Here is a 21,047-nt window from a genome sequence, read left to right on the forward strand (position 1 = left end):
GCTGGCTGAAGAAACGTACCGGCGGGGCATCGCCGCAGCTCAGGCCCGAGACTTGGACTGGACCAGGACGGCGTGTCCAGATGCCGGACACCCCACCACGGGCGCCCCGCGCACGCCCCCAGCAGCCCGAACGATCATTCGGTCAGCCCTCCGTCCACTCGTGCGGCCGGAAAGCGGCGATCAAGATGCGCTCACCGTGCGCTTACGTAAAACTCCTCGGCGCAACCACCCGTAGACCGAAGGAGTTCTCGCCATGCGTTCCGTACGCAGCACGATCGCCGTCACCGCCGCCGCCCTGGTGCTGAGCGGAGCGGCGGCGGGCACGGCCCATGCCGCTCCGGCACCGACCGCGCTTCCGCTCGCGTCCGGGTCCAGCGCCGGGGTCACCGCCCCGGCGTCCGCCACCGGCGCACTGCGGTTCGCCCCGCCCTCCGCGCTGGTGCTCACCATCGGCAAGGGCACCGAGCCGATGACCGCCGCCGTCCAGCGCGCCGTCACCCTCGGCTGCGAACCGCGCGCCACCGGCACGCACCCCTCGCCCCGCGCCGCCTGCCGGGAGCTGCGCGCGGTGGACGGCGACTTCGCCGCGCTGCCGTCGGTGCTCCCGGCGGTGAGCTGTACGCGGGAGTACGACCCGGTCACCGTCACCGCCCAGGGCGTCTGGCGCGGCCGGATGACCGACTGGTCGGCCACGTACAACAACGGCTGCGAGATGCGGGCGACGCTGGGCGGCGGGGTGCTCTACTCCTTCTGAGCCCGCCCCGCCCACCCCGTCTCCAGCAGCGGCCGTGAGCGCGGCTCCGGGCCGGGGCCCCGGCCCGGAGCCAGCGCCGCGAGGAACGGCTCGACCACCGCGCGCCAGCCCTCCGGCTGGTCGTGGTGGACCCGGTGGCCGGCGCCGTCCACCTCGGCGTACTGCCCGAGGGGGAGCACCCTGACCATCTCGGTGGCCTCGGCCCGGCCCAGCTCGCCGTCGAGGCCCCGGACCACCAGGGCGGGGCAGCGGACCTGCGCCAGCTCCTCCCAGTGGGCGTCGTGGGCCCACGCGGAGCGGGCCATGAGCATCTGCCGGCGGGAGAAGACCGGCCGCCAGCCGTCCTCCCGCTCGGCCATCACCTCGGCGAAGAACGCGCCCCGGGCGGGGCTCGGGCGCTCCAGGACCGGGTCCTCTGAGGCGAACCAGCGGCGGGCGTCGGCGAGGCTCGCGAAGGGCAGCGGCCAGGAGCGGAACCATTCCTCCCACTCCCGCTGCGAGGCCGCGCCCAGGGCCGACGCCCGCATCTCGCACAGGACCACCGCCCGCACCAGGTCGGGCCGGGCGGCGGCGAGCTGCCAGGCGGTCAGGGCGCCCATGGAGTGGCCGACGACGACCGCCGGGCCGAGGCCCAGGGTCTCGATCGCGGCGGCGGCGTCGGCGACGAAGGCGTCCCGGGTGAAGGGGCCGTCGGCCGGTTTGCCGCTGGCGCCGTGGCCGCGCTGGTCCAGAGCGGCGACCCGGTGGTCCGAGGCGAGCCAGCGGGCGGTGCCGGCCCAGTGGGAGGCGCGGCCCATCAGCCCGTGCAGCAGCAGGACACCGGGGGCCGGCCCGCCGGGTGGCTCCGGCCCCTCCGGCCCCTCCGGTCCCTCCGGTCCCTCCGCCCGATCCCCCCGATCCAGCTCCTCCGCCCGATCCAGCTCCTCCGCCCGATCCGGCCGCTCTGCCCGATCCGGCCGCTCCGGGCCCGGGGTCCCGGCGTCCTGCGCCGGTACGTCCCGGGCCTCCCGGGCCCCGTCCCCCGGCGGACCGGTGAACTCCCAGGCGGCGAGTGGCACGCCGCCCGTCCCGGTCACCTCGACGTGCCGCAGCATGCGCCTGGCACCTCTCCCCGTCCCCGTCGGCCCCGTCATTCCACGCACCCCGTCATTTCCCCGTCACCCCCGCAGCGTATCGAACAACTATTCGATACCACGTGGAGCAGCAAAAACATCGTTCTGGCTCATAACACCCCTCGTTCGAGTGACCACCGGACAGGAATGACCGCCGCCGGTGGGGGGAGACCTTCAGCGGGAGGCGGGCCGCTCGGGGAAGACGGTCCGTGGGGAATGACCCTGAGAGCTCGGGGCTCCGGGTCAGCACAGGGGAGGACAGGCCCCGGCGTCCTCGGACGCCGGGGCGCTTTCGCTCGTGTGCCGGGAGCGTTCCCGCTCGCACCGGGGACGGGACGGGCGCGGCTGTCGCGCCGTCGGCCGTGCCGTCCGCACCGGCCGCGACCCTGCCCGGGGCTCCACCGGACGCGCTGAGCGGCGCGCTGTCGGGTGCGCGGGGCGTACGGCGGGCGCATCACCCTGATCCCTCCCCGGCCGTGGGTCATATGCCTCGGGAACAGACTCGCACGGCCGCCCCCGTGGACGCCTCACTTCCGGCCGGAAATCCCGGGGTGGAAATCATCGGCGGGAAACCGTCGGCCGGAAATCACCCCGGGAAAGAACCATGGAGGGCCAGGCAAGAGGCGGGGGACCGGAGAGGGCCCGGGAAAAACGTCGGGGGCGGGCCGTATCCGGCCCGCCCCCGACATCCCGCTCTTCTCCCGCTCATCCCGCGCACCCGGGACATCCCGGGAGGCCCCGGGCGGTCCCGGAGCGGCCCGGGAGTCCGTCTACGACTGGTTCAGCGCTTCGCGACGAAGACGTGCGAGGCCACATCGGCCCCCAGCTCCGCCGCCTCACCGCTGCTGCCGACCAGGACCCCGCCGGCCGACTCCGTCACGCTGACGACCGAACCGGGCTGCACGCCCGCCCGCCGCAGGGTGTACATCAGCTGGGCATCGGTCTGGATGGGCTCGCCGATCCGGCGGACCACGACGGTCTTGCCGTCGGCGCCCGGGTCCAGATCCGCCAGCGAGACCATGCTCTCGTCCAGGAACGGATCGGCCTCGGCCTTCTCGCCCAGCTCCTCCAGGCCCGGGATGGGATTGCCGTACGGCGACTCGGTGGGGTGGCGCAGCAGCTCCAGCACGCGCCGCTCGACCGCCTCGCTCATCACGTGCTCCCAGCGGCACGCCTCGGCGTGGACCTGCTCCCACTCCAGGCCGATCACGTCGACGAGGAGACATTCGGCGAGGCGGTGCTTGCGCATCACCCGCGTCGCCAGCCGCCGGCCCTCCTCGGTCAGCTCCAGATGGCGGTCCCCCGCGACCTGTACCAGGCCGTCGCGCTCCATCCGGGCCACGGTCTGACTGACCGTGGGCCCGCTCTGGTCGAGCCGCTCGGCGATGCGGGCGCGCATAGGAACTACACCTTCCTCTTCGAGTTCGAGGATGGTGCGGAGATACATCTCCGTGGTGTCGATCAGTCCGGACATACGTGCCCCTCGATGAAATCGTGCCGCTGCGGCCCCGGACTCAATTCTTACGCATCGCGCCGACAACCGTCCCGCGCCGGGGTGAGCAGGTCTCCGAGGTGTATTGACAGGGCAATGGTCCAGACCGCACCGTGAGCGACGCCACAGGATCACACGGCACCTTCCGTGCTCCACCACGCTTCACCACGCTCCACCGCGTCACCACCCGTACCGGGACACAAGCGCCCCGGTACGTGTCCCCGCACCTCCCGGAAAGGGCTCAATGATGAGCGAGAGCAAGCTGGCCGGTCAGTTCTTCGACGCCGCGATCGGGCTGCTGCGCCGCGTACGGGACGAGGAGGCCGGGAGTATCGCGGCCGCCGGGGAGGCGATCGCGGACACGGTGGCCTCCGGCGGCCGGCTCTTCGCCTTCGGCGCCGGGCACTCCTCGCTCCCCGCCCAGGACGTCGTCTACCGGGCCGGCGGGCTCGCCCTGATGAATCTGCTCGCCGTGCCCGGTGTGGTCGGCGTGGACGTGATGCCCGCGACCCTCGGCTCCGCCCTGGAGCGGGTGGACGGCCTGGCCTCGGCGGTCCTCGACACCGGCCCGCTGCGGCGCGGCGATCTCCTGGTGATCATCTCGCTCTCGGGGCGGAACGCCCTCCCCGTCGAGATGGCGATGAACGCGCGGGCCCTCGGCATCACCGTCATCGGCGTGACCTCGGTGGCGTACACGGAGGGCACCACCGCCCGGAACCCCTCCGGCACCTTCCTCAAGGACCACTGCGACATCGTCCTCGACTCCAAGATCGCCGTCGGGGACGCGGAGCTGACCCACGAGGGCATCGAGGCCCCCTTCGCGCCCGCCTCCACCGTGGTGACCAGCGCGCTGATGCAGGCCACCCTCGCCGCCGCCGCCGAGCGGATGGTGGAACGGGGCATCGAGCCGCCGCTGCTGCGCTCCGGGAACGTGGACGGCGGCCACGAGTGGAACGGCCGGGTCATGCGGGAGTACGCCGACCGGATCTTCTACCGCCGCTGACCCGCGCGCGATCTTCTACCGCCGCCGGCCCACGCGCGATCCTCTGCCGCCGCCGGCCCGCGCGCGCCGGGTGGGCGCCTCCCACCCCTCCCGCGCCGGGCGGGCGGCCCTCACCCCTCCCGGTGCGCCCGTCCCGCCTCGACGGCCCGGTCCAGCGCGGGCGCCAGCAGGGCCGCCATGCTCTCCGCGTGGATCATGTCGGCCCGTTCGAAGGCGGGCCGGGGGTGGGCCCGCAGAAAGGTGAGGACGCCCAGGGTCCTCCCCCACAGCCGGAGCGGGACACAGAGCGCGTGGGCCATGTCCGGGGGCCACTGGCGGTCGCCCGGCCACGGCCCGGCGGCCACCGGCTCGGGGGCGCTCGCACGGACCGAGGAGACCCGCTCGGCGGCCTGGAGCGCGGGGTGGCCCCGCGGATAGCGGACGGGGATGTCACCGCCGCCCGTCACCCGCACGCACGGCCCCGGCGCGCCCACCGGGGTCTGCGCCGTCCGAACCAGCCGCGGCCCGTCCCCCCGCGCGCCCCCGGGCCGGGCCGCCACCACGTCGATCAGGACCTGGTCGGCGAAGCCCGCCAGCGCGAAGTCCGCGTACGCCGTCGCCGCCTCCATCGGATCCTCGTACTCGGCCGCCGCGCGGACCGCCCGGTGCAGCTGGCGGGCGCGGAACCGCTGCCGGTCCGCCTCCTGTTCCAGCTCCCGGACCTCGGTGACGTCGTTGAAGAGCCAGCCCACGCCCAGCGGCACCGGCTGCTTCGCCAGCGGCGACGCCAGCCGCAGGAAGCCGCAGCGCCAGCAGCGCCGCACCGGCTCCCCGCCCGGCCCCGGCAGCGCCACCCAGATCTCGGTGATCCCGCGCGGCGCGCCCTCCGCGAGCACGTGGTGCAGCGCGCCCTCCAGCTCGTCCACGCCCTGGACGAGCAGTTCGCCCAGCGGGCGGCCCAGCGGCGGGGTCCGGCCGAAGCCGAGGGCGCGGGCCGCGTAGGTGTTGACGACGGTGGGCCGCAGATCGACATCGACGAGGACCACGCCCCAGGGGGCGTCGTCGAACAGCGCCTCGCTCAGCGCGATCGACCGCTCCAGGTCCATCCGGGCGTGCACCTCGGTGAACGCGCAGTAGACCCCGGCCGGTTCGCCGTCCGCGCCCGGCACCCGCGCGGACTGGGCCCGTACCAGGACCCGGCCGCCGTCCTTGCGCAGCAGCGCGAACTCGTCCACCGTGCGGCCCGGTGACGCCAGGGCCGCGAGCAGCCGCCGCTCCGTCTCCGCCGCGTCGGCGGGCCGGGCCGCCCAGCCGCCGAGCCCGCGCCGGCCGACGGCCTCCCGGGCGCTCCAGCCGAGGATCCGCTCGGCCTCCCGGTTCCAGTGGGTGACGACTCCGTCGGTGTCGACGGCGCACAGGGCCGCGTCCATGCCGTCGAGGAGCGCGGCCAGCAGCTCCGCGTCCTCGGGCGCCGCCAGCGCCGGCTCACCGTTCGACCCACTCATGCCCGGCCCCCAGGACGTGATCGCGTGCGTTCATGCACGTCAGAGCCTATTCAACTGGAGCGTGACGCACGACACACCGGTTTTTGACCAGTCCTTGTCCGGGGGCCGGTGGGAGAACGGCTCAAATAATTCGCTTGAGCCGCCGTCCGCGCCCTCCTAACGTATGCGGCACACGACGAAAGGAGGTGATCCGGAAGTGGTTTCTTCTCGGATGCGTGAGGTGGCTGCGGGCTGACGGCCCGTCGTCGCACTCTGTGCAGTCGGCGGGCCTCCCGCCGCGTTTTCCAGCAGTCACCCGACCCGTGGGCCCGCCGGCCATCCGACCGGCTCTCTCCGTAACGTACGGCGGAGGGATCAGGCCCACGGGTCGTTCCGCTGTTCCGGGGCGGTCCCCGGCCCCCGCGCTTGTTCCGGGGCGGTCCCGGCCCCCGCGCTCAGGGCGCGAGCCGCTCCACCCGCCAGCCGCCGCCCTCCGCCACGTACCGCAGCCGGTCGTGCAGCCGGTTCTCGTGGCCCTGCCAGAACTCCACCGTCTCCGGCGCCACCCGGTAGCCGCCCCACTCGGCGGGCGCCGGGATCTGCTCGCCCTGCGGATAGCGGGCCGCCAGCTCCTCGTACCGGCGCAGCAGCTCCGCACGGGAGGGGAGCACCGACGACTGCTCGCTCGCCCAGGCGCCGAGCCGGGAGCCGTGCGGGCGGCTGCGGAAGTACGCCGCCGTCTCGTCCCGGCCGACCCGCACGGCCCGGCCCGTGACCGTGATCTGACGGGCGATCGGGTGCCAGGGGAAGAGCAGCGAGACCCACGGGTTCGCGGTGATCTCCCGGCCCTTGCGGGAGCCGTAGTTGGTGAAGAAGACAAAGCCCCGGGCGTCGTACTGCTTCAGCAGGACCATGCGGGTGGACGGGCGGCCGTCGGGGGTGGCGGTGGCGGCCACCATGGCGTTGGGCTCGGCGAGACCGGCCGCGATCGCGTCGTGGAACCAGCGGGCGAACTGGTCCATGGGCGTGGGGGCCAGATCCGTCTCCCACAGGGGTGTGGAGCGGTACTGCTCCCGCATCACGGCCGGGTCGGGCACGGGGCCCCGGCCGGAGTCCTGTGCGGGGGTCTGGACGGGCTTCTGAGCGGCGGCGTCGGTCACACCGCCCATCCTGCCGCAGGGGGCGAGTCTGCCCGCCGCCGTCTGTGGTCAATCCTCCCGGAGTGGGTAGGCGGGGTGTGCCGGTTCTCACTGCTCGCGGCAGCGGGTGAACCGCCGGGGAAACCGGCAGAATCCTGGCTCCCGGCCGTCACCCGCCGGAGCCAGGACGCACGCACCACAGAAAACGGAAAACGGCTTAACGGCAAACGGCAAACGGGACGCACCACCCCCGCGCCCAGCGCATTCATCCGCTGTGACACACCACGAGGAGCCGCCCATGTCCGACTTCGTACCCGGGCTCGAAGGAGTCGTCGCGTTTGAGACGGAGATCGCCGAACCCGACAAGGAGGGCGGGGCGCTCCGCTACCGGGGCGTCGACATCGAGGACCTGGTCGGCCGGGTCCCCTTCGGGCAGGTGTGGGGGCTGCTGGTCGACGGCGCCTTCGAACCGGGGCTGCCGGCCGCCGAACCGTTCCCCATCCCCGTGCACTCCGGCGACATCCGGGTCGACGTCCAGTCGGCGCTGGCGATGCTCGCGCCGGTGTGGGGCCTGAAACCGCTCCTCGACATCGACGCGGAGCAGGCCCGGGAGGATCTGGCGCGCGCGGCGGTGATGGCGCTCTCGTACGTGGCGCAGAGCGCGCGCGGACAGGGGCTGCCGATGGTGCCCCAGCGGGAGATCGACAAGGCGTCGTCGGTGGTCGAACGGTTCATGATCCGCTGGCGTGGGGAGCCGGACCCCCGCCATGTGCGGGCCGTCGACGCCTACTGGACCTCGGCCGCCGAGCACGGCATGAACGCCTCCACCTTCACCGCCCGGGTGATCGCCTCCACCGGCGCGGACGTGGCGGCGGCCCTGTCGGGTGCGGTGGGCGCGATGTCCGGGCCGCTGCACGGCGGGGCGCCGTCGCGGGTCCTCGGCATGATCGAGGAGATCGAACGGACCGGGGACGCGGTCGGTTTCGTCCGGCGGGCGCTCGACCGGGGCGAGCGGCTGATGGGCTTCGGCCACCGGGTCTACCGCGCGGAGGACCCGCGGGCGCGGGTGCTGCGGCGGACCGCGAAGGAGCTGGGGGCGCCCCGGTTCGAGGTGGCCGAGGCGCTGGAGCGGGCGGCCCTGGAGGAGTTGCACCACCGCCGCCCGGACCGGGTGCTGGCCACCAATGTGGAGTTCTGGGCGGCGATCATGCTGGACTTCGCGGAGGTGCCGGCGCCCATGTTCACGTCGATGTTCACCTGTGCCCGTACGGCGGGCTGGTCGGCGCACATCCTGGAGCAGAAGCGCACCGGCCGCCTCGTCCGGCCGTCCGCGCGCTACACCGGGCCGGGGATGCGCGAGGTGCGCGAGGTGCCGGGGTACGGGGGCTGAGCACCGGGCCGTACGCCGGACCGGGCGGCGGTGGCCGCCCGGTCCGGCCCGCCCTACAGCGCCCACGCCGCCGGCCGCCGCTCCAGGAACGCCGCCATCCCCTCGCGTGCCTCACCGCCGGCGAAGAGCGTGGCCGACCGCTGCACCAGCTCCTCCGCGTCCCGCTCGAACGCGGCCAGCACCCGCGCGGTGACCAGCTCCTTCGCGGCGGCGAGCCCCTGCGGGGACGCCTTGCGCACCCCCGCGAGCAGCGGGGCGAGCGCCCGGTCCACATCGTCGTCGGCGGCGAGCGTGAGCAGTCCGATGCGGGCGGCCTCGGCCGCGCCGAAGGTCTCCCCGGTGAGGTAGTAGCGTTCCGCCGCCCGGGGGTCGAGCCGGGGCAGCAGCGGCAGCGAGATCACCGCCGGCGCCACCCCGATCCGTACCTCCGTGAACGCGAAGTCCGCGTCCGGCCCGGCCACCGCGATGTCGCAGGCGCCCAGCACGCCGAGGCCGCCCGCCCTGGTCCGGCCCGTCACCCGGGCGATCACCGGCTTGGGCAGGGTCACGATCCGCCGGAGCAGGTCGACGAACGTGTACGGGCTGGGCGGGGCCTTCAGATCGGCGCCCGCGCTGAACACCGGCCCGGTGTGGGTGAGCAGCACCGCCCGTACGGCGGGGTCGGCTGCGCACTTCTCCAGTGCCTGGGCCAGCTCGCCCACCAGCCGCGCGGAGAGCGCGTTGCGGTTGGCGGGCGAGTCGAGCGTCAGGGTGGCGACACCGCGCTCCTGTGCGGTGGCGACCAGTTCCGTCATGGTGTGCCGTCCTCCCGGTCCGTCGATTCCCCGAGCCGGCGCGGCTCCCGTGCCGTGCGCAGCTCCCGGCGGAGGATCTTCCCCGATGCCGCACGAGGCACCCCGGAGACGAACGAGACCCGCCGGACTTTCTTGTACGGGGCGACGCGGGCGGCGACCCACTCCTGTAACTCGGTCGCGGTCAGGGGCTCGGTGCCCGGCCGCCGGACGACGAAGGCGTGCGGGATCTCGGTGCCGGCGTCCTCGTCGTAGGCGCCGACCACCGCCGCGTCGGCGATGGCCTCGTGGGACAGCAGCAGGGCCTCCAGTTCGGCGGGGGCGACCTGGTACCCCTTGTACTTGATCAGTTCCTTGACGCGGTCGACGACGAAGAGCCAGCCGCCGTCGTCCACCCGCCCGACGTCGCCCGTGCGCAGCCACCCCTCGGCGTCGATCATCTCGGCGGTCGCCTCGGGCCGCCCCAGGTAGCCCTTCATCACCTGGGGTCCCCGGATGGCGATCTCGCCGTCCTCGCCGGGTCCGGCGCAGCGGCCGGGGTCGTCCAGGGAGAGCAGTTTCATCTCGGTGCCGGGGACGAGCCGGCCGACGGTACCCGGCGGCGGGGCGGGTTCGGCGAGGGGGACGATGTGGGCGCCCGGGGAGAGTTCGGTCATCCCGTACCCCTGCCGTACGGCCGGCAGTCCGAGGCGGGCCCCGCACGCCTCGGCGAGCCGGGCGTCGAGCGGGGCGGCGCCGCAGTAGAGGTACTCCAGCGAGGAGAGGTCGTACCGCTCCACCGCCGGTTGCTTGGCCAGGGCGAGCACGATCGGCGGGGCCATGTACAGCCCGGTGACGCGGTGCTTCTCGATCGCGGCGAGGAAGCTCTCCAGCTCGAAGCGGGGCAGGACGACGACGGTGGCCCCGCTCTGGAGGGGGGCGTTCATCAGGCAGGTGAGGCCGTATATGTGGAAGAACGGCAGCACGGCGAGGATGCGGTCGCCGGGCTTCATCGGCAGCAGCGGCCGGATCTGGGCCAGGTTGGTGGCGACGGAGCGGTGGGTGAGCATCACGCCCTTCGGTGTGCCGGTGGTGCCGGAGGAGTACGGCAGGACCGCGATGTCGTGGTCCGGGTCGATGCCGGCATCCGGCTCGGGGGCGGTGGAGGCGAGCATCGCGGGGACGCCGGTGTGCCCTTCGGCCCGGTCGCAGACGAAGATCTCGCGGACGCCGGGGACGAGTTCGGCGGCCCGGCGGGCGGTGTCCAGGAGGGCGGCGACGGTGATGATCCAGCGTGCGGCACAGTCCTGGAGCTGGCGGGCGAACTCCTCGGCCGTGGCCATGGAGTTCACGGTGGTCACGCTGGCGCCGGCCCGGGTCGCGCCGTGGAAGACGGCCGGATAGACGGTGGAGTTGGGGCTGTGCAGGGCCAGGACATCGCCCTTGCGGACGCCGGCGGCGGCGAGCGCGGCCGCTATCCGGCGGTGGTCGTGGTCGAGTCGCGCGTAGCTGACCCGGGCGCCGGTCACCCCGTCGATGAGGGCGACGGCGTCCCCGTACCCGGCGGCCGGTCCGAGGACGGTGTCGTGGACGGCGACGGACACGGGGGCGACATCGGGGTAGGTGCTGCGGAAGACATGCTCGTCCCCGCCGTGCGGCGGGTGGGACGGCTGGTGCAGGGTGGACGCCATGGAACGCCTCCTCGCTGGGTCGACAGGGCCAGAATCACGGCTCTCAGTACGACTTGGGGAGACCCAGGGACTGATGGGAAATGTAGTTGAGGATCATCTCGCGGCTGACGGGGGCGATCCGGGCCACCCGGGAGGCGGTCAGGAGCGGGGCGAGTCCGTACGCGCGGGTGAGCCCGTTGCCGCCGAGGGTGTGCACCGCGCGGTCGACGGCGTCGGCGCACGCCTCGGCGGCGGCGTACTTGGCCATGTTCGCGGCCTCGCCCGCCCCGGTGTCGTCGCCGTCGTCGTAGAGGCGGGCCGCCTTCGCCGTCATCAGCCGGGCGAGTTCGAGTTCGACGTGGCTGCGGGCGAGGGGGTGGGCGATGGCCTGGTGGGCGCCGATGGGGGTGTCCCACACCTGGCGCTGCCGGGCGTACTCGACGGCCCGGCCCAGGGCGTAGCGGCCCATGCCGATCGCGAACGCGGCCGTCATCACGCGCTCCGGGTTGAGTCCGGCGAAGAGCTGGAGCAGCCCGGCGTCCTCGTCGCCGACGAGCGCGGAGCCGGGCAGCCGGACCTCGTCCAGGACCAGTTCGAACTGGTGCTCAGGGGCGTCGATCACCATGTCGACGCGGGTGCGGGAGAACCCTTCGGCGTCCCGGGGCACGACGAAGAGACAGGGCTTGAGGCGGTGGCCGGTGCGGGTGGTCGCGGCGGTGTCGGTGGTGGCGGTGGCTGCGGTGGCGGTGGCGGTGGTCCGGCCCACGATCAGGGTGGCGTCGGCGATGTCCACCCCGGTGACGAAGATCTTGCGGCCGGTGAGCACCCAGTCGTCGCCGTCGCGGCGGGCGGTGGTGGTGATCCGGTGCGAGTTGGAGCCCGCGTCCGGCTCGGTAATGCCGAAGGCCATGGTGAGGGAGCCGTCGGCGAGCCCCGGCAGCCAGGTGCGGCGCTGCTCGGGGGTGCCGAAGCGGGCGATGACGGTGCCGCAGATGGCGGGCGAGACGACCATCATCAGCAGAGGGCAGCCGGCCGCACCCAACTCTTCCAGTACGAGCGCGAGTTCGGAGAGTCCGGCGCCCCCGCCGCCGTACTCCTCGGGCAGGGCGATCCCGAGGAGGCCGAGGGCGCCGGCCTCCGCCCAGAGGCGGTCCCGGTCGTGGTCGGGGCCGTGGCGGCGGCCGAGGGCGGCGACGGTGGCGCGGAGGGCCCGGTGCTCGGGGCTCTCGGTGGTCACGGTGCTGCTCATGAGGGTCTCTCCTCGGGTTCCGGGCGGGATACGGCGGGCGTTGCTCCGATCCGTGCGCTGTGCTGTGCGCTGTGCTGTGCGCTGTGCTCTGCTCCTTCGTGGGCCGCGTCCGGTACGCCGGTCGTCGGGTGACCGGGCGCCGGGTTACCGGTCGCCTGCTCACCGGGCACCTGGACGACCGCGAGCAGCGCGCCCCGCTCCACCGTGCGGCCTGCCGCCGCGTGCAGCGCCGTCAGCACCCCGTCGGCGGGCGCGGCGACGCGGTGCTCCATCTTCATCGCCTCCAGCCACAGCAGCGGCTGCCCCCGGACCACCCGGTCCCCGACCGCGAGCCCGTCGGAGACCCGGGCGACGGTGCCCGGCATCGGGGCGAGCAGCGAGCCGGGCTCGTGCCGTTCGGCGGGCCCCGCGAAGCGCGGCAGGGCCGTCAGCGCGGTGGCCCCCGCGTACACCCGGTCCCCGTGGCGGGCCGTGTCGTACCGCCGCCGGACCCCGCCGGTCTCCAGGACCACCGCGTCCGGCCCGGCCGCGACCACCAGGACCGCCGGCTCGCCCGGCGCGCGTTCGACGGTGAGCCCGTCCCGGGTGTGGTGGTAGCGGATCTCGTGCTCGGCGCCGTCCGCGTCGGTGCGGTACCGCCGGGACTGCGGCTGCGAGGGCAGATTGCGCCAGCCGCCGAACCGGGAGCGGGCACCGGAGCGGGCGGCGTCGGCGAGGGCCGCCGCGACCGGCGCGTACGGGTCGGGGGCGGCGCTGACGAGTTCGGACAGGTGCCGCTCGTAGAACGTGGTGTCCGCCCGGCCGGCCGCCGTCTTGGGATGGCGCAGCGAGCGGATCAGCAGCTCCAGATTGGTGACGGGCCCGTGCACCCGGGAGCGCTCCAGGGCGCTGGCGAGCCGCCGCAGGGCCTCGGCGCGGGTGGGTGCCCAGGCGACGACCTTGGCGAGGAGGGCGTCGTAGTGGACGGGCACGGTGTCGCCGTCGGCGTACCCGGTGTCGATGCGGAGCCCCGGCCCGGTGGGGACGGAGAGCCGGTGCAGGAGTCCGCCGCCGGGCGCCCAGTGGCGGGCCGGGTCCTCCGCGTACAGCCGGGCCTCGACGGCGTGTCCCCGGGCGGGCGGCGGCTCGGCCGGCAGGCGGGCGCCCTCCGCGATCCGCAGCTGCCAGGCGACGAGGTCGAGGCCGTGGACCTCCTCGGTGACGGGGTGCTCGACCTGGAGCCGGGTGTTCATCTCCAGGAAGTGGGGCTCTCCCGAGGGGGTGACGAGGAATTCGGCGGTGCCCGCGCCGGTGTAGCCGACCGCGCGGGCCATCCGCGCCGATGCCTGCTGGAGCCGGCCGGCGAGACCGGGCGGCAGGTGGGGCGCCGGGGACTCCTCGACGACCTTCTGGTGGCGGCGCTGGAGCGAGCAGTCGCGGGTGCCGAGCGTCCACACCGTGCCGTGCGCGTCGGCGAGGATCTGCACCTCCACATGGCGGGCGCGCTCGATGTACGGCTCGGTGAAGACCTCGTCGTCGCCGAAGGCGGCCGCCGCCTCCGCGCGGGCCGCCGTGAGCGCCGCCGGCAGGTCCGCCGGGTCGCGGACGATCCGCATGCCCCGCCCGCCGCCGCCCGCCGCCGCCTTGACCAGCAGCGGGAACGCGGGAGCGGCGGCCGCACCCGTCTTCTCCCCGGCCAGTTCCTTCGCCCGGGGCTTGGACGCCATGGCCGCGACGGCGGCGGCGGGCGGGCCCACCCACAGCAGCCCGGCGGCGGTCACGGCCCGTGCGAACCCCGCGTTCTCCGCGAGGAATCCGTACCCGGGGTGGACGGCGTCGGCGCCGGCCGCCAGCGCCGCCGCGACCAGGAGATCGGCCCGGAGATAGGTGTCGGCGGGGGCCGCGCCCGGCAGCCGGACGGCGAGATCGGCCGCGCGGACATGGAGGGCGCCGGCGTCGGGGTCGGAGTGGACGGCGACGGTGGTGATGCCGAGTTCGCGGCAGGTGCGGAAGATCCGGCAGGCGATCTCGCCCCGGTTGGCCACGAGCAGCGTACGAATGACCGGTGTCTCTGTCGCTGTCGGTTCGGCGGTCGTCATGGCCCTCACATCCGGAAGACGCCGAAGCCGCCGCGCGCGCCTTCGACGGGGGCGTTGTGGATCGCGGAGAGACAGATCCCGAGGACGGTCCGGGTGTCGCGGGGGTCGATGACCCCGTCGTCGTACAGCCGCCCGGAGAGGAACGCGGGCAGCGACTCGGCCTCGATCTGCGCCTCCACCATCGCGCGCAGCCCGTCATCGGCCTCCTCGTCGTACGGCTCGCCCCTGGCCGCCGCCGAGGCGCGCGCGACCAGCGAGAGCACCCCCGCGAGCTGGCGCGGGCCCATGACGGCGGACTTGGCACTCGGCCAGGCGAAGAGGAAACGGGGCTCGTAGGCGCGTCCGCACATGCCGTAGTGGCCGGCGCCGTAGGAGGCGCCGAGGAGCACCGACAGATGCGGTACGCGGGAATTGGCCACCGCGTTGATCATCATGGCGCCGTGCTTGATGATGCCGCCCTGCTCGTACTGGCTGCCGACCATGTAGCCGGTGGTGTTGTGGAGGAAGACCAGTGGAATGTCCCGCTGGTTGGCGAGCTGGATGAAGTGGGCGGCCTTCTGGGACTCGGCGCTGAACAGCACGCCCTGCGCGTTGGCGAGGATCCCCACCGGATAGCCGTGCAGGGTGGCCCAGGCGGTGACCAGGCTGGGCCCGTAGCGTGGCTTGAACTCGTCGTACGCCGAGTCGTCCACGATCCGTACGACGACCTCGCGCGGGTCGAAGGGGGTCCGCAGATCCTCGGGGACGATGTCCAGCAGCCCGTCGGCGGGGTGGCGGGGCGGCTTCGCCGGGGGCGGGTCGGGGTGCGGCTTGCGCCGGTTGAGACGGGCGACGATCCGGCGGGTGATGCGCAGCGCGTCCGGTTCGTCCAGCGCGAAGTGGTCGGCGAGCCCGGAGACGGCGGCGTGCATCCCGGCGCCGCCCAGGGACTCGTCGTCGCTCTCCTCGCCGGTGGCCATCCGGACCAGGGGCGGGCCGCCGAGGAAGACCTTCGACCGCTCCTTGATCATGACGGTGTGGTCGGACAGGCCGGGGACGTAGGCGCCGCCGGCGGTGGAGTTGCCGAACACGACGGCGACGGTGGGGATCCGGGCGGCGGAGAGCCGGGTGAGGTCGCGGAAGAGCGCCCCGCCGGGGATGAAGATCTCCTTCTGGGAGGGGAGGTCCGCGCCGCCGGACTCCACCAGGGAGATCAGCGGCAGCCGGTTGGCGAGCGCGATCTCGTTGGCGCGCAGGGCCTTCTTCAGCGTCCAGGGGTTGGAGGCGCCGCCGCGCACGGTCGGGTCGTTGGCGGTGATCACGCACTCGACGCCCTCGACCACGCCGACGCCGGTGACGAGGGAGGCGCCGACGGGGTGGTCCGTGCCCCAGGCGGCCAGCGGGGACAGCTCCAGGAACGGGGTGTCCGGATCGAGCAGCAGCTCGACGCGCTCGCGGGCGAGGAGCTTGCCCCGGGCGCGGTGGCGGGCGAGGTACTTCTCGCCGCCGCCGGCCAGGGCCTTGGCGTGTTCGGCGGCCAGGGCGGCGAGCCGGTCGAGCATGGCGGCACGGCGGGCGGCGCGCTCCGGGTCGGGGTCGTGGTCGGGGTCGTGATCGTGCTGGTGGTCCTGGTCGTGCTCGCGGTCGTCCTGGTGGTCGTGCGGCGGTACGGGGTCGCTCACGGTTGACCTCCGGTGTCGGGGTGCCGCTTCAGTGGCCTCGGTCGGCGGCGCCGGGCGGTGGCAGCAGCGCCTCGGGGATCTCCAGCTCGCGGGAGCGCAGCCACTCCGCCAGCGCCTTGCCCTGCGGGTCGAACCGGGCCCGTGCCGCGACCCCCTCGCCGAGGATCCCGCGCACGGTGAAGTTGAGCGCCCGCAGATTCGGCAGCACCGCGCGGACCACGGGCAGGGGCGCGGTCTCCGGCAGCAGCGTGCGCAGCCGGTCGGTGGTCAGCTCGTGCGCGAGCCAGCGCCAGGCGCCGTCGGAACGCGCCCACACCCCGATGTTGGCGTCGCCGCCCTTGTCGCCGCTGCGGGCGCCGGCGACCAGGCCGAGCGGGGCGCGCCGGACGGGCCCGGCGGTCCAGGGCTCCGGCAGTTCCGCCGGCCCCTCCGTGGGATCGAACGGGAGGGTGCGGGCGGGCGGCGGGAGCACGGTCCGGGTGCCGTCCGGCAGGACGGCGGTGTGGGCGACCGCCGTGGCGTCGACGAACTCGGCGGTGAACACCCCGTACGGGGAGCCGTCGCCGGGCGGCCCGGTGAGATGGAAGCCCGGGTAGCTGCCGAGGGCCAGCTCGACGGCGGCGCCGCTGATCGCGCGGCCCACCTTCGCCGGGTCGGGGTCGCGGACGACGAGCCGCAGATACGCGCTGGCCCGCTCCTGGGTGTCGGCGTCGGGATGGTCCGTCCGCGCCAGCTCCCAGTGCGTCACGGCCGGCCGGTCGGCGCCGAAGGACGCTTCGAGCTGCTCCCGCGCGAGCCGGGCCTTGGCCTCGATGTCGAGACCGGTGAGGACGAGGACGACCTCGTTGCGCCAGCCGCCGATCCGGGTCACGCCGACCTTGAGGGCGGGGGGCGGCGGCTCCCCCCGGACGCCGGACATCCGGACCCGGTCGGGGCCGACGGCATCGAGGCGTACGGTGTCGAGCCGCGCGGTGACGTCGGGGCCCGGGTAGCGCGTACCCCCGGTCTCGTACAGCAGCTGGGCGGTGACGGTGCCGATGTCGACGCGGCCGCCCGTACCGGGGTGCTTGGTGATCACCGAGGTGCCGTCGCGGTGGATCTCGGCGAGGGGGAAGCCGGGGCGGGTGGCGTCCATGTCCCCGAAGAAGGCGTAGTTGCCGCCGGTCGCCTGGGTGCCGCACTCCAGGACATGACCGGCGACGACGGCCCCGGCCAGGGCGTCCAGGTCGTTCGGCCCCCAGCCGAAATGGGCGGCGGCCGGCCCGGTGACCAGCGCCGCGTCCGTGACCCGGCCGGTGACCACGACATCCGCGCCCGCGCGCAGACAGGCGGCGATCCCGGCGCCCCCGAGATAGGCGTTCGCGGTCAGCGCGCCGGGCGGCCAGGGCCCGTCCGCCAGCGCGTCGCCCTCGACATGGGCGACCCGCACCGGGATCCCGAGCCGGGCGGCGAGCGCCCGCACGGCGCCGGCGAGCCCGGCCGGGTTGAGCCCGCCCGCGTTGGAGACGATCCGCACCCCCCGGTCACGGGCGAGGCCGAGCGTGTCCTCCAGCTGCCGCAGAAAGGTCTTCGCATAGCCGAGACGGGCGTCCTTGAGCCGCTGCCTGCCCAGGATCAGCAGGGTCAGCTCGGCCAGATAGTCGCCGGTGAGGACATCGAGCGGACCGTCCGTCAGCATCTCGCGCACGGCGTCGAAGCGGTCGCCGTAGAAACCGGAGGCATTGCCGATCCGCAGCACGTCGTCCACGGCGTCACGCCCCCGCTCGCGGGGCACGGTCCGGGCCCGGGGGCCCCGCGAACGCCTGCGCGACCGTGAGCCAGTGGGCGGCCCCGGGCCCCTCGGCCGCCAGCGCGAGATCGTCGGGGTGCGCCCGGCGGGTCACCAGCAGACAGAAGTCGAGCGCGGGCCCGCTCACCCGCTGGGCCGCGTCCACCGGACCGTACGCCCACGCCTCGCCGCCGGGGCCGGTCAGCTCGACCCGGAAGGGCTCCACGGGCGGAGCGAGGCCACGGACCGCGTACGCGAAGTCCCGGGTACGGAAGCCGAGATGCGCGATGTGCCGCAGCCGGGCGGTGGGGGTACGGGCCACCCCCAGCGCGTCCGCCACGTCCTGGCCGTGCGCCCACGTCTCCATCAGCCGGGCCGTCGCCATCGACGCCACGCTCATCGGCGGCCCGTACCAGGGCAGCCGGGTCCCGGCGGGCACCGCGCGCAGGGCCGCCGCGAGCCGGGCGCGGCCCTCCCGCCAGTACGCGAGCAACTCGCCGGGCGGCCGCCGCGACCCCTCGGCGGCACCGTCGTCCACGAACGTCGCGGGCCGGGCCCTCCCGGCCTCGGTGGCGAACCCGTCGGCATCGGTGACCGCGAGCAGGGCGGCCCGGTCGGTCCACGCGAGATGTGCGATCTGATGGGCGACACTCCAGCCGGGCGCGGGCGTGCCACGCGCCCAGCCGCCCGGGTCCAGACCGGCCACCAGCCGGTCGAGTGCGGTGCCTTCGTCCTCCAGATCACCGAGGACGGCGGCGGCGAGGTCGGACACGGGGCCTCCGGGGGCGGGCGGGGCGGGTCGTGTGCGGGAGCATGGCAGCGCTCCCATAAACAATCAACGGTGCTTTTTTCTTTGGCGGGGGTGGGGCGCGGGTCGGCCTTGCGCCGGCCGGCCCGTGTCGGTACGGGGTCCCGCGCCCTTCTTCCCCCGGCTCGGGGTACCGGTCCGCCTGTGCTGGCTGTGTGGGTGGGGGGTGCAGGGTCGCCCCCGCAGGGGATCGGCGGGAAGTCCGGCGTGCGCTGACGGTGGGCCTTCGGTCCGCCGACCCCGAGGAGGTGAGCCCGGAGGCCACCACCAACCCGCACCACACCCGGCCCCGGGACCACCCGAACAAATCCAGCCTCGCCGGCGATTGAGGCGCGGGGGCCTCGGGGGCTGGCCCCCGACGACGACCCGAGCACATCCAGCCGGTCCGGCGATTGAGGACGGACCAGCACCCTGCCCCGCCGCATTCCGCACCCGCATCCTGGACACCAGCACCAGCTCGCGGCGGTGCTCCGCAAAGGCGGGCTCGCCGGCCGGTACGGCGTGACCGTGGAACGGCCTTCGGGGACGCTGGTCCCGTGGGCGGTGGTCCTGGTCGACCGGACCCCCGGCGAAGACGCACCAGGTGCGTGGGAGCGGGCCGTCCTGTCCGTGAACCTCGCAGCCTGACAGCGGCAGCAGCAGACAGCCCCGCCCCTGCGTCAATCAGGCGCGGGGCCACTGCGCATGCTATCTCCGGGGCTCAGGGACCGGGGCCCTTCGGCGTTCACCGCCAGGCGGACAGTCACCCGTACGGGCGGCTCCGCCCCGGTTCCGCCGTGTGCCGCCCCACCAGGGCGTAGGACGTGGTGACGTGGCACTCGGAGACCGACATCAGAAGAAGGACGTCGAGGCGGCGTTGAAGCGCGCGGAGGCGGCGGGACTCAAGGTCAGACACGACAAGAACAAGCACCGGTGGGGGTGGGTGCTCTGCTGCCCCTGCAACGATCAGACCGTGGTCTACTGCACCCCCAGAAACACCGGAGATGAGGCGAAGAAGATCAATGAGTTCGTCCGGAACCACCAGCGGTGCGTCTGAGCCCGCTTGGCACTTCAGTCTCGTACTGGACGCTCCCCTGTCCGATGAACAGAAGGACACCCTGGACGGGCTGGACCGCTTCGCCGAAGGCGGTATCGGTCTGGCCGAGCGACCCGGCTACAGTCGGTTCATGTGTGTCCTCCGGGCCACCACTCTCACCGACGCCATCGCGGACGCGCTGAGCCGATTCGAGGACTTCCCCGGTGTCCTGATCCGCAGTGTCGAACTGAACTGGATCGCCTTGGACGAGAACGGCATGGCGACCCCCGCCGTGGTTCCCGCGCCGCCCCCGCTGGAGGCTGACCCGGCGGCGTGATCACAGCGAACAGCCCCACTTCTCCGGTCCGATGAGTGGGGCTGTTGTGCGTTCTGCCGGGCTAGAGAGCGGCGTCACGGGCCATGGTCACCAGGCCGGCGAAGGCGTTTGCGGAAACGGTCAGGACCGGCCCGCCCGGGTTCTTGCTGTCCCGGACGGGGACGACGCCGGTCGTGGAGGCGTGCGCGGGGGCCCACTCGACGCAGGACCCGCCGCTACCGCTGTAGGAGGACTTGATCCAGTTGAGGGACTCGGTCGTCACGGGGTGCCCTTTCGTAGCTTTTCGATCAAGGCGACGGACTCTGTCTGGGAGAGGGCGTCAGCCTGAAGCTGATGATATTCCCTCGTCATCCGTTTCACAGAGGTGATGTCGCGATCCAGGTAGCCCTGACTCTGAGACTCGACGTACACGACCGTGGTCCGGTCAGGCAGGGTGAGCAAGTTCACCAGCCGATTGAACGGGCGACGCTCCCCCATGGTGTACGGCGCGATCTGAAGCACGGTGTTGGGAAGTGCTGCGAACTCGGTCAGACGACGTAGCTGCTCTTCCATGACCGTGGAACCCCCCACCCATCTGCGGATACAGCTCTCATCCAGTACCACAGAGATCAGGGGAGGGAATGCACGTGACAGGGCAGCCTGCCGCTCCATCTGGAGTGAGACCCGCTCTGTCGCCTCTTCTGTAGCGAGGACCCCCCGCCTCACGTGGTCAACCTCAATTGCTTCCGCGTAGTCGCGCGTCTGAAGTGGCCCAGGGACGAGACCCACCTCAAACAGTTTTACCTCGTCGGCCCGGCCCTCGTACTCAACGTACTCCGGGAACCCCTCAAGTAGCGCGGCCTGTCTGGCTGCTTGGCTCTGCCGCTCCAGCCGATCGCCTGTACCGAACACATGATCTAGGTTCTTGGCGAACTGTGGAGTTGCTGGCCGCCGGCCAGTTTCTACGGCAGACACGTGGGCGTCTGTGCACCCAAGCAGCTTCGCTAACTCCTCCTGTGTCCAGCCGCGTTCATCTCGCATCAGGCGCAGGACCTGCCCGAACTTCTCGCGCGGCCCCCTCTCGGGGTGCAACTCTTTGCGATTCGTCATCGAAACCCTTATCTCTACTAGCACCGCAGATCAGTTGAAGATGTGCCCGCCCCTGGTCCACGCTACCGGTGTCCAGTAGTAGCGCAGCTACGGAGAGGGATGTCGTGCCTGAGAGCGAACTGACACTCGGCGAGCTTGCCTTCGACACCGTGCGCCGCCGGGTCGGCCTGGTCATAGATGTTCAACCTTTGGGCTACGCACTCCGGCCGCCCGGGGGCGGGATCGAGTGGGACGCGTCGCGGAAGGACA

18 protein-coding genes are annotated in these 21,047 nt (G+C 73.6%); 5 read left to right on the top strand and 13 right to left on the bottom strand.

Annotated features, from left to right (window positions below; translation table 11 throughout):
- The first annotated feature begins 253 nt into the window (after positions 1-253).
- Positions 254-754, top strand: coding sequence for a subtilase-type protease inhibitor (locus SYYSPA8_RS23655; RefSeq protein ID WP_323449298.1), 501 nt, complete (start codon positions 254-256; stop codon positions 752-754).
- Here the strand turns inward: SYYSPA8_RS23655 and SYYSPA8_RS23660 are convergent.
- Positions 742-1,848, bottom strand: a complete 1,107-nt coding sequence (locus SYYSPA8_RS23660) for an alpha/beta fold hydrolase (protein WP_323449299.1) — start codon at positions 1,846-1,848, stop codon at positions 742-744. The two genes, SYYSPA8_RS23655 and SYYSPA8_RS23660, sit on opposite strands and share 13 nt — an antisense overlap.
- A gap of 799 nt (positions 1,849-2,647) precedes the next feature.
- Positions 2,648-3,340, bottom strand: a complete 693-nt coding sequence (locus SYYSPA8_RS23665) for a metal-dependent transcriptional regulator (protein ID WP_323449300.1) — start codon at positions 3,338-3,340, stop codon at positions 2,648-2,650.
- 265 nt (positions 3,341-3,605) lie between these two features.
- On the opposite strand from SYYSPA8_RS23665, the gene SYYSPA8_RS23670 reads away from it, so the two are divergent.
- Positions 3,606-4,361: an SIS domain-containing protein gene (locus SYYSPA8_RS23670; protein WP_323449301.1), complete on the top strand. Its 756-nt coding sequence runs from the start codon at positions 3,606-3,608 to the stop codon at positions 4,359-4,361.
- A 110-nt stretch (positions 4,362-4,471) separates the two neighbouring features.
- Here SYYSPA8_RS23670 and SYYSPA8_RS23675 read toward each other — a convergent pair whose 3' ends face one another.
- Together SYYSPA8_RS23675 and pdxH are read right to left on the bottom strand one after the other, a co-directional pair.
- Positions 4,472-5,845, bottom strand: a complete 1,374-nt coding sequence (locus SYYSPA8_RS23675) for a PAS domain-containing protein (RefSeq protein ID WP_323449302.1) — start codon at positions 5,843-5,845, stop codon at positions 4,472-4,474.
- Between the two features lie 434 nt (positions 5,846-6,279).
- Positions 6,280-6,993: a pyridoxamine 5'-phosphate oxidase gene (gene pdxH, locus SYYSPA8_RS23680; RefSeq protein WP_407706068.1), complete on the bottom strand. Its 714-nt coding sequence runs from the start codon at positions 6,991-6,993 to the stop codon at positions 6,280-6,282.
- A gap of 268 nt (positions 6,994-7,261) precedes the next feature.
- Between pdxH and SYYSPA8_RS23685 the strand changes: the two genes are divergently transcribed.
- Positions 7,262-8,353, top strand: a complete 1,092-nt coding sequence (locus SYYSPA8_RS23685) for a citrate synthase 2 (RefSeq protein ID WP_323449303.1) — start codon at positions 7,262-7,264, stop codon at positions 8,351-8,353.
- Between the two features lie 53 nt (positions 8,354-8,406).
- Here the strand turns inward: SYYSPA8_RS23685 and SYYSPA8_RS23690 are convergent, their stop codons facing one another.
- From SYYSPA8_RS23690 to SYYSPA8_RS23720, 7 genes are all read right to left on the bottom strand, one after another.
- Entirely contained in the window at positions 8,407-9,147 is a 741-nt protein-coding gene (locus tag SYYSPA8_RS23690) for an enoyl-CoA hydratase family protein (protein ID WP_323449304.1), read from the bottom strand.
- Positions 9,144-10,814: a 4-coumarate--CoA ligase family protein gene (locus SYYSPA8_RS23695; RefSeq protein ID WP_323449305.1), complete on the bottom strand. Its 1,671-nt coding sequence runs from the start codon at positions 10,812-10,814 to the stop codon at positions 9,144-9,146. The genes SYYSPA8_RS23690 and SYYSPA8_RS23695 overlap by 4 nt, the downstream gene beginning before the upstream one ends.
- A 43-nt stretch (positions 10,815-10,857) precedes the next feature.
- On the bottom strand, positions 10,858-12,042 hold the full coding sequence (locus SYYSPA8_RS23700) for an acyl-CoA dehydrogenase family protein (protein WP_323449306.1): 1,185 nt from the start codon (positions 12,040-12,042) through the stop codon (positions 10,858-10,860).
- Positions 12,039-14,120, bottom strand: a complete 2,082-nt coding sequence (locus SYYSPA8_RS23705) for an ATP-binding protein (protein WP_323449307.1) — start codon at positions 14,118-14,120, stop codon at positions 12,039-12,041. The genes SYYSPA8_RS23700 and SYYSPA8_RS23705 overlap by 4 nt, the downstream gene beginning before the upstream one ends.
- Positions 14,121-14,125: 5 nt before the next feature.
- Entirely contained in the window at positions 14,126-15,661 is a 1,536-nt protein-coding gene (locus tag SYYSPA8_RS23710; protein ID WP_323449422.1) for an acyl-CoA carboxylase subunit beta, read from the bottom strand.
- A 148-nt stretch (positions 15,662-15,809) separates the two neighbouring features.
- Positions 15,810-17,528 (bottom strand): acyclic terpene utilization AtuA family protein, encoded by a 1,719-nt coding sequence (locus SYYSPA8_RS23715; protein ID WP_323449308.1) that lies wholly within the window; start codon positions 17,526-17,528, stop codon positions 15,810-15,812.
- Between the two features lie 4 nt (positions 17,529-17,532).
- Positions 17,533-18,321, bottom strand: a complete 789-nt coding sequence (locus SYYSPA8_RS23720; protein WP_323449309.1) for a TIGR03084 family metal-binding protein — start codon at positions 18,319-18,321, stop codon at positions 17,533-17,535.
- A gap of 847 nt (positions 18,322-19,168) precedes the next feature.
- Here SYYSPA8_RS23720 and SYYSPA8_RS23725 point away from each other — a divergent pair.
- Positions 19,169-19,393 carry a hypothetical protein gene (locus SYYSPA8_RS23725; protein WP_323449310.1) on the top strand — a complete coding sequence of 75 codons (225 nt, stop codon included), beginning with the start codon at positions 19,169-19,171 and terminating at the stop codon, positions 19,391-19,393.
- Positions 19,359-19,709 (top strand): hypothetical protein, encoded by a 351-nt coding sequence (locus SYYSPA8_RS23730; protein WP_323449311.1) that lies wholly within the window; start codon positions 19,359-19,361, stop codon positions 19,707-19,709. Before SYYSPA8_RS23725 ends, SYYSPA8_RS23730 begins: the two co-directional genes overlap by 35 nt.
- A 61-nt stretch (positions 19,710-19,770) precedes the next feature.
- On the opposite strand, the gene SYYSPA8_RS23735 is transcribed toward SYYSPA8_RS23730, so the two are convergent.
- Positions 19,771-19,971: a DUF397 domain-containing protein gene (locus tag SYYSPA8_RS23735; RefSeq protein ID WP_323449312.1), complete on the bottom strand. Its 201-nt coding sequence runs from the start codon at positions 19,969-19,971 to the stop codon at positions 19,771-19,773.
- Complete coding sequence (locus SYYSPA8_RS23740; RefSeq protein ID WP_323449423.1) at positions 19,968-20,798, bottom strand: helix-turn-helix domain-containing protein; 831 nt, start codon at positions 20,796-20,798, stop codon at positions 19,968-19,970. The genes SYYSPA8_RS23735 and SYYSPA8_RS23740 overlap by 4 nt, the downstream gene beginning before the upstream one ends.
- Between the last annotated feature and the right edge of the window lie 249 nt (positions 20,799-21,047).

Origin of the sequence: Streptomyces yaizuensis, from assembly GCF_034961445.1 — a bacterium.
GTDB classification, from domain to species: Bacteria; Actinomycetota; Actinomycetes; order Streptomycetales; family Streptomycetaceae; genus Streptomyces; species Streptomyces yaizuensis.